Here is a 12,500-nt window from a genome sequence, read left to right as displayed (position 1 = left end):
GAGAGAACACGAATCCACACAAGTGGGGCGGTGATGCTCGTGGTTGTGCTGCTCTCGGTCCCTGCCTGCGGCGGCGACGCCGAACCGACGCGCCCCGAGGCCACCTCCACGACCCGCCTGCTCGAAGCCGCGGTCGACCCGACCACTCCCGACGGGGTCGCGGTCGTCGCCCTGCGCGAGGTCTACACGTGGAACCCCGTCACCGAGCAACCGGGATCGTCGCTGCAGCGCGCGCGAGAATGGCTGGGGCCCAGCATGATACGTATGCTGGACAGCTCGATCGGTGCCACCGAGACCCCGAAACCGTCGCTGCAGTGGGCGGACTGGGCGAGGGCGAAGGCACATGTCGAGGCGTTCACCTTCGCCTCGGGGGAGCCGGCGCCCGCGAGCGCCGATCCCGCCGTGGCGCAGTACAAGATCGGCATCGAACAAACGGTCGTCTACCCGAACGGACGCACCGAAGCCCTACCGCCGAGCACGGTCATCGCGACCGTGGTGCAGACGCCGCAAGGCTGGCGCCTCGACGCGTTCCGCTGACCACCCACCACGTCCACACAAGGAGGCACCCGTGGCGAAGAAGAAGGTGACGGATCCGGCCGCGGTCGGACCCGACACGACGCTGATCATGATCGTGTTCGGGTTCGCGGTGCTGATCACCCTCGCGGTCGCCCTACATCTGGGCAACGCGCTGGCGGTTGTGCCGCAGTCCATTCCGATCAACCCGATCGCGGTGGTCGCCGATCTGGCGCGAGGCAAGCTGCACTGGCCGCGTGCGTCGACGGTGATCGTGCTGTTGGTGATCGGGTCGGCCATCGCGTATGTGGTGATCCGCAAGCGGTTGCAGAAGCGGGCGGTTGTTGGGCGGTTGGCGGTCGACGACAAGGCCGAGCACATGGGCAGCGGTAGTGCGATCGCGTCGATCACCGAGGCCGGAGTCAGGGAAAAGGCGGCCGCCCTCGGTATGAAGCTGGGCTCCAACGACTCACCCGGTGTACCGATCGGCATCGCGGTCGCCGATGGCACCCCGCTCTACGGCTCCTACGAAGACCTGCATCTCGACATCTGGGGCCCGCGACAGGGCAAATCCACCTCGCGGGTCATTCCGGCGATCCTCTCCGCGATCGGGCCTGTGCTGGCGACGTCGAACAAGCGAGACGTGGTCGACGCGACCCGTGATGTGCAGGAAGACAAGGGAAGTCGCACGTTCGTGTTCGATCCACAAGGCGTCGCCGGTGAACGACCGACCTGGTTCTGGGATCCGCTGAGCTGGGTCAACTTCCGCACCGAGGGGTGCGAGATGCGGGCGGCTCGGCTCGCGGGACACTTCGCCGACGCAGAGACGGGCGGCAGCGCCGACGACGGCGACAACTTCTTCGATCCCGAGGCCGAGGACCTGCTCGCCGCGTTCTTTCTCGCCGCCGCGATCGCGGGCAAACCGATCACCCAGGTGTGGGAATGGGTGACCAACCCGCAGAACACCGAGGCGATCGAACACCTGCGCAGCGCTGAACACCACTTCACCGCGTCCGGGCTTGCCATGCAGTACAACGCTGACGAGCGCACCAGGAGCGGCATCTTCGGTACTGCCAAGAAGATGATTCGCTGCTTGCAGTTGTCGAACGTGCATCCGTGGATCACGCCCGCCGACGGCGTTCGTCCCCAGTTCGACGAACTGGAATTCATCGAACGCAATGGCACGCTGTACTGCCTGTCGCTCGAGGGGCGCGGTTCGGCCGCACCGCTGGTGAGCGCGCTGACCGAGGCGGTCATCGATGTGGCCATGCGCAAGGCCTCGCGGTCGTCGGGTGGGCGGTTGCCGATCCCGCTGCTAGCGGTGCTCGACGAGGCGGCCAACGTGGTGCGTTGGAAGGACCTGCCCAAGCAGTACAGCCACTTCGGGTCGCGCGGCATCGTGGTGATGACCGTGCTGCAGTCGTGGGCCCAGGGTGCACGGTGCTGGGGTGAGGCCGGGATGAGCGCGCTGTGGTCGGCCGCCAATATCAAAGTTCTCGGTAGCGGTGTCGATGACATGGCCTTCCTCCGCGATCGGTCCGAGGCGATCGGCGAGTACGACTCGATCTCCGCGTCGATGTCGCAGTCGGGCAACAGCAAGAGCTACTCGCGTTCGCTGAGCTCCTCGGTGACCTTCACAGCGCAGGGCCTGGCGACGCTACCGCGCGGTCGCGCCGTCGTGTTCACCTCCGGTCAGCCCGCTGTTCTGGTGCGGACCGTGCCGTGGTGGGAATCGGACTACGCCAACGCGGTAAAGAGGTCGATCGAGCAGAACGACCCGACTCGCAAGACCCGGATCGAGGACCATTTCGGGTCCCCGTCGATGACGAAATCCGTTCCGCCGGAAGAAATCGGTGAAGTCGAGGAGGTCAAACCGCTGTGAGCCAGGAAAACGTTGCCAATGGTGAGATTACGAACGGCTACAAGGGTGTGTACGAGTTCGTCACCGAGTACTTGAGCCAGGTCTATCGTCGTCAGGTCACCGATATCAGCGACACGGTGTGGTGTCCGGAATGGTGGCATCACAGTGAGGCCGTGATCCGGTTGAGCGCGCTGTGGCAGGCCTGGGAACACCACCGTTTGCAGGGCGGAACCGGTATCAGTGTGTGGTTCCTCGACCATGCGGACCCGCATATGACCAAGCTGTTCGATCCGAAAGGGCCGTTCAAGTATTGCAGTGTGCGCAATGGGCACAAAGGGATGCTAGAACCGCTGCCGCTCAAGAAGCCGGAAGGCGCGGACGCGCAGATGTTCGGAAGTCCGGATATCGACCGGCTCTGGCAGAAGGGCCGCGTTCCGGACTGACCGAGTGGATGCTCGGATCCCGTCACCAGGTAAGGGGTCCGAGCATCTGAAGAGTCGGATCAGCGACCGCGTTCGATCCCGCGTTCGATCCCGCGTTCGCCGCGCTGGCGCGCGAGGGTAGCGCGCATGACCGTATCCCGGGACCGGATCGCCTCCTCGGGCGAGATGCCCTGACCCATTTCGACCAGCATCCGAACCTGGGTGAGCTCCGGAGCGACGCCGGCACGCTGCAAATGTGCCGCGATCGCCGAGCGCCGCTCGGCCGAGTCGTAGCCGACGCTTGGTGTCGCCGCGGCGCTCGCCGCGAACGGGGAGCCCGACTCCTTGTTGAGGCTGACGCCGCGTGATTCGACACCACGCGATTCCACCGTGCGCGAGCCCACCGACATCATCTGCACGAGTTCGACATTGCGCGGGTCCTTGGCCTTGAGATCGCGCGCCTCGCGGATCTGCAGCTCCCGCGCTTCCTTCATCTTGGCCTCGATCGCCTTCGCGCGTGACTCGGCGTCTTTCTGACCGTGTTCACGAGACTTCAGGGCAACCAGGGTGGCCATCTGCAGCATGATGCGCATCATGGACGCCGTTTCGCTGCCGATGTCGTCGAGTTCCGCCATGACTGCTCCCCGATGCTGCTGTGGAAGTGGACATCTGAGCCTACCGCGCGAAGGACACGATGCGATGTCCGGTGGGGCCGACCGGGGGGCGAAAAAATGCGGGTGAGCGGGTTGCGGGCGGAACGAATCGTAGGGTTGCCTAGCCTCTGATGATCTTCTTCCCACGTCGGGGCCCGAAAAACGGAAACGGACCGGACGCGCGAGCGCGTCCGGTCCGTCGTGTCGCGGAAAAAGCCGGTGTCAGCCCACCTTGACAGTGTTGAACGAGATCGGGATGGCAGGCCCGCCGTCCTCGGCGCCGCCCTTGACGCCGCCGCCCGCGACCTTGTCCAAGGTGGCCAGGCCCGCTTCGTCGATCGTGCCGAAGATGGTGTAGTTCGGCGGCAGCTGCGTGTCACCGAAGACCAGGAAGAACTGGCTTCCGTTGGTGCCCTTGCCCTCCGGCGAGGTACCGGCGTTGGCCATGGCGACCAGGCCGCGCTTGTAGTTCACCGGCTGCTGGAGCGCCGGGTCACCGGCGGCGAACAGATCGGTCGGGTACTCGTTGTCGAAGCTGTAGCCGGGGCCACCCATGCCGGTGGCCGCGGGGTCACCGCACTGCAGGATGCCGAAGCCCGGCGTCGCCACGATGCGGTGGCAGCTGGTCTTGTCGAAGTAGCCCTGCTGGGCCAGGCTCACGAACGAGTTCACCGTGCAGGGCGCCTGTGCGCTGTTGAGCGACAACCCGATCGGGCCCTGCGTGGAATCGATCGCGACCTTGACCTCGGGACCGTCGGTGGCGACCGACGTCGTGGCGGGCGCGGTGACGGGCTTCGCGGGGGGCTCTTGGTCCACCGGGTAGCTGCAGTCGACGGTCGCGGGCTTGGCCGCGGCAGGCGGCGGACCGGGGATGTCGAGGGGAGTGTTGACGAACTGGGTCGTCGGCACCGCCGAGGACGACTCGGCGGTCGCCGACTCGCTGTCGTCGCCTCTGGTGAGGAAATACACGCCGGTCGCGGCGGCCGCGACGACTATCACACCCAGTACCGAGCCCGCGATCGTCAAGCGCTTGCGCTTCTTCTCCTGCTCGGCCCGTCGTGCCAGCTGGCGCTCCAGCTTGCGCTTGGCCGCCGCCCGTCGCTGTTCGTTACTCGGCACTACCGCGTTCCTCCCGTGTCGTCAGGTTCGTCTAGAGGGTAACCGGTTGGACGCGGAGGGCGCCCGTGGGGAAAACTGGACCATCGTGACCAAGACCAGCAGCTTCACCGCCCCGAAGGGGGTCCCCGACTACCTGCCGCCCGGTTCGGCCGAGTTCGTCGCCGTGCGCGACGGCTTGATCCACGCCGCACGACTGGCGGGGTACGGGCATGTCGAGCTGCCGGTATTCGAACAGACCGCCCTGTTCGCACGGGGTGTCGGCGAGTCGACCGACGTGGTCAGCAAGGAGATGTGGACCTTCGCCGACCGCAACGGCGAGAGCTTCACCCTTCGTCCCGAAGGCACCGCGGGCGTGATGCGCGCGGTGATCCAGCACGGTCTGGACAAGAGCGGCCAGCTGCCGGTGAAGCTTTGCTACGCCGGCCCGTTCTTCCGGTACGAGCGCCCGCAGGCCGGTCGCTACCGGCAGCTGCAGCAGGTCGGCATCGAGGCGATCGGCATCGACGATCCCGCCCTCGACGCGGAGGTCATCGCGATCGCCGACGCCGGGTTCCGCTCACTCGGCCTGGACGGGTTCCGCCTCGAGATCACCTCGCTCGGCGACGAGACGTGCCGTCCGCAGTACCGCGAACTGCTGCAGGAGTTCCTCCGTGGGCTGCCGCTGGACGAGGAGACCCAGCGCCGTGCCGAGATCAATCCGCTGCGCGTGCTCGACGACAAGCGTCCGGAAGTGCGTGAGCTGACCGCGAACGCGCCGTTGATGATCGACCACCTCTCGGAGTCGGCGAAGGCCCACTTCGAGCAGGTTCTCGGGCACCTCGACGCGCTCGGCGTGCCGTATGTGGTGAACCCGCGCATGGTGCGTGGCCTGGACTACTACACCAAGACCACGTTCGAATTCGTGCACGACCAGCTCGGCGCGCAGTCGGGCATCGGCGGCGGTGGGCGCTACGACGGGCTGATGGCCGAACTCGGTGGGCAGCCGCTGTCGGGCATCGGTTTCGGCATCGGCGTCGACCGGACCGTGCTGGCGCTCGCGGCCGAGGGCAAGTCGGCGGCCGATCCGGCGCGCTGCCAGGTCTACGGCGTCGCGCTCGGTGACGCCGCCAAGGCGAAGTTGGTCGCGCTGGCCGGCGAGCTGCGCGCGGCCGACATCAGCGTCGACCTGGCCTACGGCGGACGCGGGATGAAGGGCGCGATGAAGGGCGCCGACCGTTCGGGGGCGAAATACACCCTCGTGCTCGGTGATCGCGATCTCGCCGAGAACACCATCGGCGTCAAGGAGATGGCGACCGGCGAGCAGCGCTCCGTCCCGCTCGACGGCGTCGTGGCGGTGCTGCGCGAGGAGCTCGGGTAGCACCGCTGCTGAGGTCGGTGGGCGCGGTAATCTGACCGCGCCACACCGGGTGTGCCGGTGGCAGGCGGAGAGGGTCATCGTGGACGGGCAATCGGGGCAGTCGTCGGCGACGGAACCGGTGGGTATCGACCTGGTGGCCCCCGAGGTGTTCGCGCCGATGTTGCGCAGGCTCGCACTGGCCGCGCTCGGGGTCGGCGTCGGGGCGACGCTGCTGTCGGCGATCTGGCTGAGCCGGCCGTACGCGATCCTGATCGGACTGGCCGTCGCGGTCCCGACCATCGGCTACGTATTCGCGTTCCAGCGTCGCCGAATGTGGTTGAGCGGCACCGTGATCCGTGCACATCGCCTGTTCGGCGAACACACGCTCGACCTCGCCGACGCCACCGGCGTGCACCTGCTGGTGTACCCCGGACGGCTCAGTCGCATCAGCTTGCGGGTCACCGCGGGCGGCGACACCCAACTGGTGCCCCTGGCGATGTACACCGACGTGGCCAGCGGGCGCGAACTGCACCTGCTCGGCCTGCGAAAACTCGCCGACGCGCTCGCAGCCAGCGAACTCGTCGCCGCCGTCGCGATCTCGGAAGTGCTGGTGCAGCAGCTGCGCGCCGAGGCGCGCGACGCGGGTCTGGAGGAACGCCCGCTGTATCGCGCGGTCCGGTCGGTGCGCAGCAAGGACAGTGTTTCGCCGGTGGTTCTCAGCGATTCCGAGGTCGCCGCGCTCGGCTGAATCTGTCGTTGTCGGCTCTGCGCGCCGGAGTTCTGGTGGCGGTCAGCCGAAGAGTGCGAGTTGCGCGCTCTGCGGCGTGGCCGGGGGAGTGACTGGTGTTGTGCGGCCCTGGGTCTGACGGAGGCCGTGGTGGGTCAGCAGGGGGTTCACCCGGTCGCGTAGCCAGTCGCGGTAGAGCGGGGTGACGTTGCCGCCGCGGGCGTAGAGCTGGCGATAGCGGCGGATGAGCGCGGGGTGTTCGGTGGCGAGCCAGGTGAGGAACCAGTCCCGGGTGGGGCCGCGCAGATGCATCGGGAAGGCCATGGCGCTGGCTGCGCCCGCGTCGGCGATCGCGGCGAACAGGGCCTCGAGGTGGGCTCGGCTGTCGGTGAGGCAGGGGATGATCGGGGCGGCCATGACATGGACGGTGAAACCCGCGTCGGCCAGCGCGCGGACCAGGTCGAGGCGAGCGCGCGGTTCGGGGGTGCCCGGTTCGAGCCTGTGGTGCAGATCGGGATCGAGAATGGCGATCGACACCGCGACGCTCACCTCGACGCGCCGGGCCGCCTCGGTGAGCAGCGGGAGGTCGCGGCGCAGCAGCGGGCCCTTGGTGAGGATGGAGAACGGTGTGCCCGAATCGGCGAGTGCGGTGATGATGCCGGGCATCAAGCGATATCGGCCCTCGGCACGTTGATACGGGTCGGTGTTGGTGCCGAGCGCCACCGCCTCGCGCTGCCAGGAACGACGCAGGAGTTCACGGCGTAGCACCGCGGCGATATTGGTCTTCACCACGATCTCGGAATCGAAATCCTCGCCCGCGTCGAGGCCGAGATATTCGTGGCTGCCGCGGGCGAAGCAATAGCGGCAGGCATGCGAGCAGCCGCGCATCGGGTTGATCGTCCAGCGGAAGGGCAGCGCGGAGCTCTCGGGCATCTTGTTCAGCGCGCTCTTGCACAGCACCTCGTGGAAGGTGATGCCGTCGAACTCGGGGGTGCGGACGGAGCGAACCAGCCCGGCCCTGGTCAGGCCGGGCAGCGCGCCGTCATCGGCGTCCAGGGTTTGAGCTTGCCACCGCACCCCACGAGTCGAACATTTGTTCGAACAGGTGTCAAGCTTGACGCGTCGCCCGCAGGAAGTCGACGAGGTCGTTGACGGTCTCCAGGGTCGGACGCGGGCGGTAGCCGAGTTCACGCTCGGCCTTGCCGTGATCGACGGTCGGCGCCGAGATCAGCGCGCCCATCGCGGCTTTGGACATGATGTCGGAGCCGAGGCGCCTGCTGATCGGCTCGAGCACCGGCATCATCGCGCCGACCGCCTTCGCCGGGATGACGAAGCGCGGACCCTTGGCGCCGGTGCGGGCCGCGGCCATCCGGCACAGGTCGACCATCGTGGTCATCTCGCCGCCGAGCAGGTAGTTCTCGCCGGTGCGGCCCTTCTCGCCGGCCAGGATCAGGCCGTGGGCCACATCGCGCACGTCGACCAGATCGAAGCCGCCGCCGATCATCACCGGAACCCGGCCGCGCATCGCCTGGCCGACGGCGGAGTTGATGCGCGAGAGCCGGTCCAGGTGGTCGACCGGGCCGTAGACGCCGGTCGGGTTCGCGATCACCGCGTCGAGTCCGCGTTCGATCACCGGACGCAGCGCCAGCTCGCCGGACCACTTCGACCGGTCGTACACCGGCAGGCTGGGATCGTCGGAGCGGCCGGAGGTCTCGTCGATGTGTCCACCCGCGCGGTACTGATCGAAGGCGTGGATGGAGCTGGTGTGGACGAACCGGCGCACTCCCGATTCCAGCGCCGCCTCGGCGGTGACGCGCACGCCCTCGGTGTTCACCCGCCACGCCAGATCGTTGCGTTCGGCGAGGGTGATCAACGCGACGAGGTGGTAGACCACCTCGGCGCCCGCCAGCACCGTGCGCATCGACACGGGGTCGAGCACATCGCCTTCGACCCAGGTCACGGCCGGATCGGCGGTGGTCGGGGCCACGCGGTCGATCGCGACGACCTCGTGGCCGCGCTCGACGAGCAGAGGGATCAAGTTGGTACCGAGGTAGCCGGCTGCGCCGGTCACTGCGACCTTCATGAGCCCGAGGATATAGAACATGTTCTAGTTTTGATAGTCGATCGCCCAGATCGACGGTGGCACGACTCGAAAACTGTCGGCGAGTTCGGCTATATTTGGCGCCAATCGCAGTTGGGCGGTCGCGTCGGGAGTTTCGCGTCCGCCGTTGCCTTCTGTAGTGCAGACTTTTCACGACGAGTTGGGGGGATTCGCATGACTGATCTCTCGGTGCAAACCGGAGAGGTCGCCGCGTTCGCGGCGACCAATGGCGGGGTGGCGGCACAGGTCGCCGCGGCGGGCAATATCGACTTGGTCGCCAGCGTGTCGGCGGCAACGCCGGTGTTCGGTCTCATCGGCGCCGATTACCTGGCGATGTTCGCGGCCGCACAAGCGTTGCAGGCCAAGGACATCAACGATCTGTCGGCCAAGTTCAGTTCGCTCTCGGACGCGGCCTTCAAGACGTCGGTGACCTTCGAGACGACCGATATCGACAACGCCGCCGAACTCGCGCGTCAGGCTGCCGGGCTCGGAGGCCCTGCGTGAAGCCGCTGAGTGCGGACGCCGGCGTCATCGCTCCCGACGCCGCCATGGCCGCTGCCGATGCCGCGACCGCGTCGGTGCTGGGTGCGGTACCGCTCGACTCGCAGGCGATTCTCGACGTGTCGCTGATGCAGGTGCCCGAGGATGTGGCGGCCGACGAGGAAGCGGTCTTCACGCTCGCGCAGAAGATCACCGACGAAGCCCAGAACGGCAGCATGTCGCCCGCCGGGTTGGGTGGGCTCGGCGGGCTCGGCACCGGCGTGGAACCCCAGGACATTTTGTCCGGCGTCGCCGAGGATGCCTCGTCCGCGCTCAGTGGCTTGCAGGGCACGGTGGCTCAGGTCGCGGCGCCCGCGTCGGCCGCCGCGCTGACCGCGTTCGATCAGGCCAAGTCCGCGCTCACCGGCACATCGGGCGCCGGTGCCGCGAACACCTCCGGCGCGAGCACGTCCGCCGCCGCGACGACACTGACCGAAGATCCGGTCGCCGCGCTGATGAACGGACTGTCGCTGCCCGCGCTGCCCGGCATCGACACCCTGTTCCAGCCGTTCCTCGACCTGCTCAGCAGCTTCGGAACCGGTGTTTTCAGCGGGCTGGACCCGACCACGATCCTGAGCAACTCCTCCGCGGTGATCGAACAGGCGATGAGCCTGGCCCAAGGCGGGGTGAAGACCGTCCAACAGGTGTGGGAGGGCCAGGCCGCCGACGCGGCGACCACCGCCAGCCAGCAGGCGCAGACCCAGGGTCAGGACACCAGCCAGCGCGGTATCGACATCTCCGCGCTCACCCAGCAGGCGGCCGCTGTCGTGCAGACCGGCAACGCGCAGCTCACCACCATCGCCACCACCTTCGCGGCCCAGGCCACCGCGCTCGCGCCGACGATCATGCTGCCGCCGACCCAGGCCACCCTGATCGGCCTGGCCACCACGCATCTCGGTGAAGCGGTGTCGGTCGTCAATGTCACCCGTGGCCAGTTGATGGGCTACACCGGTGAACTCAGCGGCGTCGTCGGGCAACTCGCCAGTCAGAGCGGCCTGCCCTCGCCCGAGGAAGTCCTCTCCGCGGCCTCGGAGAACATCGGCGAACCGCTGCTCACCCAGGCGGAGGAAGCCCTCACCGGTGGCGGCGACTCCTCCACCACCGCGGCGAGCACCACCACGGGCACCACCACTCCCGGCTCGACGACGGCGTCGAGCCTCGGCACCGGTGGTTCCGGTGGCAGCGGCGGCGGTTCCGGCGCCTCGCTCGGCGCTCTCGGGACCGCACGGGGCGGTGCGGGCGGTAGTTCCGCCGGCACCCCGAGCGCGGGTACTCCGAAGACCAGTGCGGCCCTGCCGGGTGCGGCGGTTCCCGCCGGTCGGGTGATGCCCACCGTCAATGCGATGGGCTCCGGGACCACCACGGCCGCGAGCACGGGTGGTACCTCGGGCATGATGGGCGGCGCGGGAGCGGGCGCAGGCGCGGGGCGCGGCAACAACGAGGAAGAACACGGTCGCACCGTGCAGCCCTACCAGAGCCGTACCGGCAACGACGATCTCACCGGTCCGCTGGGCGAATCCACACCCGACGTCATCGGTGCCGTCCACGAGGACGAACGCGACGAGGACGCGACCGCAGATCGCTTCTGACCCGAAGGGGCTCGCCGGTGGAAACCGGCGAGCCCCTGTCGGTTCAGCGTCGAACGGTCAGCTCTTGAAGGCGTCGACCAGCTTCTTGTAGAGGTCGGTGAAGCGCTTGCGCGCGTCTTTCTGCTCCGGGTTGAGGCCATCGGACGCCTCGGGGGAGTAGACGACCAGGTGGACTTCGCCGGCCGGATCGTCGGGCATCAGGTCGATGATCTGGGTGCCCCTGTTATCGCCGGCCGGAATGCCGAAATCGATCTCCTTCAGCGCGTCGATCTCCTCACGCGCGGCCGAGATCACGTCGGAGGCAACCTTTCCGGTCACCTTCTTGGGCGCGGTCTCGGGTTTGCGGTCCTTGCTCACGGCGTCGGGCTGGTGCACGGCCTCGCCGTCGGCGAAGATCTGCAGGACCGGGCGCAGGTCGGTGCGCTGTGACCAGCCGTCGGGGATCGTGGTCAGGCTCACCAACGGTAGTGGCGCCGGATCGGCATGGGCGAGTGCGCCCGCGCCGGGCAGGGCGAGAGCGCAGACGAGCAGTCCGGTCATGGTCAGGCGCATGGGTTCCCCTCGATCGAAAGACAGTGCGTGGGTATCGCGTTCGAGGAGTCAGCGTAGCCCGGGCGGGTTGTCGAGGTCCCGCGCGGAATAGGTGTCACAGGCCTGCACCGACCCGGTCCGGTAGCCGACGAGGAACCACTTCTGCCGCTGATCCGAGGACCCGTGGGTCCACGACTCGGGATTGACGCCGCGACCCGCGGAGCGCTGGATGCGGTCATCGCCCACGGCATTGGCTGCCGACAGCGCGTCACGAATATCTTTGTCGGACAGGGGTTCGAGGAAGGGCTGCCCGCCACCCGGCGAGGGCTGCTTGTCCGCAAAGTTGGCCCAGATACCGGCGTAGCAGTCGGCCTGCAGCTCGGTGCGCACCGCACCGGAGGTCGCGCCCTGCGGATCGCGCTGAGCCTTGCCGATATCGCCGAGCTGGTTCTGGATGTGGTGGCCGACCTCGTGCGCGACCACGTATTCCTGCGCCAGCGGTCCCGCGCTCGCGCCGAACCGGTCGGTCAGCTCCTGGAAGAAGGCGGTGTCGAAATAGGCGGTCTGGTCGGCCGGGCAGTAGAACGGCCCGACGTCGCTGGTGGCATTGCCGCACCCGGTATTCACGGCGCCGGTGAACAGCACCAGCTCGGGCTCGATGTAGTTCTTGCCGGTCTGTTTCGGCAGCTGCACCGACCACACCGCGTCGAGGCTCTGCGCGGTGGCCACCACCCGGCAGTCGACGTACTTGTTCGCGTCGGCGCCGGTCTTGCAGTGTGCCGGCGTCCCCGCGGTCCCCGGCTGCGCCTGCTGCCCGCTCTGCGCGCCGGTGAAGTTGCCGAGCACCGTCCCGGGATCGCCACCGAGGAGCAGCGTGATGACCAACAGGATCAGACCGCCCGCGCCGCCGCCGAGGGCGAGTTTGCCGCCCATGCCGGGTCCGCCACCCGAGGAAGCCCGGCCGGGATCGATCTGCATACCTTCGTTGAAGGTCATCGCGGTACTCGCCTTCGCTCGGTTGTCCAGCTGCCTCACAGCATGATTCACCGTCGGCGGGAGCGGCGACGGCGGACAGGTGTCACAAGCTTGACACGATGGCGAAGATATC

13 protein-coding genes are annotated in these 12,500 nt (G+C 67.9%); 7 read left to right on the top strand and 6 right to left on the bottom strand.

Annotated elements, in window-relative coordinates:
* The first annotated feature begins 33 nt into the window (after window positions 1-33).
* The 3 genes from QX204_RS20395 to QX204_RS20385 are packed head-to-tail and all read left to right on the top strand — an operon-like array spanning window position 34 to window position 2,817.
* Window positions 34-537 carry a hypothetical protein gene (locus tag QX204_RS20395; RefSeq protein WP_301901526.1) on the top strand — a complete coding sequence of 168 codons (504 nt, stop codon included), beginning with the start codon at window positions 34-36 and terminating at the stop codon, window positions 535-537.
* Window positions 538-568: 31 nt separating this feature from the next.
* Window positions 569-2,395 (top strand): type IV secretory system conjugative DNA transfer family protein, encoded by a 1,827-nt coding sequence (locus QX204_RS20390; protein WP_301901525.1) that lies wholly within the window; start codon window positions 569-571, stop codon window positions 2,393-2,395.
* Window positions 2,392-2,817, top strand: coding sequence for a DUF4913 domain-containing protein (locus tag QX204_RS20385; protein ID WP_301901524.1), 426 nt, complete (start codon window positions 2,392-2,394; stop codon window positions 2,815-2,817). The genes QX204_RS20390 and QX204_RS20385 overlap by 4 nt, the downstream gene beginning before the upstream one ends.
* A 59-nt stretch (window positions 2,818-2,876) precedes the next feature.
* On the opposite strand, the gene QX204_RS20380 is transcribed toward QX204_RS20385, so the two are convergent.
* Together QX204_RS20380 and QX204_RS20375 are read right to left on the bottom strand one after the other, a co-directional pair.
* Window positions 2,877-3,431, bottom strand: a complete 555-nt coding sequence (locus tag QX204_RS20380) for a hypothetical protein (protein WP_301901522.1) — start codon at window positions 3,429-3,431, stop codon at window positions 2,877-2,879.
* 240 nt (window positions 3,432-3,671) lie between these two features.
* Complete coding sequence (locus tag QX204_RS20375; protein WP_301901520.1) at window positions 3,672-4,568, bottom strand: peptidylprolyl isomerase; 897 nt, start codon at window positions 4,566-4,568, stop codon at window positions 3,672-3,674.
* An 85-nt stretch (window positions 4,569-4,653) separates the two neighbouring features.
* Between QX204_RS20375 and hisS the strand changes: the two genes are divergently transcribed.
* Together hisS and QX204_RS20365 are read left to right on the top strand one after the other, a co-directional pair.
* Window positions 4,654-5,925, top strand: a complete 1,272-nt coding sequence (gene hisS, locus QX204_RS20370) for a histidine--tRNA ligase (protein WP_301901518.1) — start codon at window positions 4,654-4,656, stop codon at window positions 5,923-5,925.
* Between the two features lie 79 nt (window positions 5,926-6,004).
* A complete protein-coding gene (locus tag QX204_RS20365; RefSeq protein WP_301901517.1) occupies window positions 6,005-6,652 on the top strand; it encodes a hypothetical protein in 648 nt (215 codons plus the stop codon).
* A gap of 42 nt (window positions 6,653-6,694) precedes the next feature.
* Here the strand turns inward: QX204_RS20365 and QX204_RS20360 are convergent, their stop codons facing one another.
* Both QX204_RS20360 and QX204_RS20355 read right to left on the bottom strand, forming a co-directional pair.
* On the bottom strand, window positions 6,695-7,708 hold the full coding sequence (locus tag QX204_RS20360) for an Rv2578c family radical SAM protein (RefSeq protein WP_301901515.1): 1,014 nt from the start codon (window positions 7,706-7,708) through the stop codon (window positions 6,695-6,697).
* Between the two features lie 31 nt (window positions 7,709-7,739).
* The gene (locus QX204_RS20355; RefSeq protein WP_301901513.1) at window positions 7,740-8,714 is read right to left on the bottom strand and encodes an NAD-dependent epimerase/dehydratase family protein; all 975 of its coding nucleotides are present in this window, start codon (window positions 8,712-8,714) and stop codon (window positions 7,740-7,742) included.
* A 192-nt stretch (window positions 8,715-8,906) separates the two neighbouring features.
* On the opposite strand from QX204_RS20355, the gene QX204_RS20350 reads away from it, so the two are divergent.
* The gene (locus QX204_RS20350; protein ID WP_301901512.1) at window positions 8,907-9,236 is read left to right on the top strand and encodes a type VII secretion target; all 330 of its coding nucleotides are present in this window, start codon (window positions 8,907-8,909) and stop codon (window positions 9,234-9,236) included.
* Entirely contained in the window at window positions 9,233-10,861 is a 1,629-nt protein-coding gene (locus QX204_RS20345) for a hypothetical protein (RefSeq protein WP_301901511.1), read from the top strand. Before QX204_RS20350 ends, QX204_RS20345 begins: the two co-directional genes overlap by 4 nt.
* Window positions 10,862-10,918: 57 nt before the next feature.
* Here the strand turns inward: QX204_RS20345 and QX204_RS20340 are convergent, their stop codons facing one another.
* Both QX204_RS20340 and QX204_RS20335 read right to left on the bottom strand, forming a co-directional pair.
* The gene (locus tag QX204_RS20340; RefSeq protein ID WP_301901510.1) at window positions 10,919-11,413 is read right to left on the bottom strand and encodes a hypothetical protein; all 495 of its coding nucleotides are present in this window, start codon (window positions 11,411-11,413) and stop codon (window positions 10,919-10,921) included.
* 48 nt (window positions 11,414-11,461) lie between these two features.
* Window positions 11,462-12,388 (bottom strand): KPN_02809 family neutral zinc metallopeptidase, encoded by a 927-nt coding sequence (locus tag QX204_RS20335; RefSeq protein ID WP_301901508.1) that lies wholly within the window; start codon window positions 12,386-12,388, stop codon window positions 11,462-11,464.
* Window positions 12,389-12,500 lie beyond the last annotated feature (112 nt).

It is taken from the genome of Nocardia sp. PE-7, assembly GCF_030486425.1.
Classification (GTDB): Bacteria; Actinomycetota; Actinomycetes; order Mycobacteriales; family Mycobacteriaceae; genus Nocardia; species Nocardia salmonicida_A.
The sequence above is the reverse complement of the archived record's forward strand: the minus strand, read 5'-3'. Positions and strand labels throughout refer to the sequence as shown.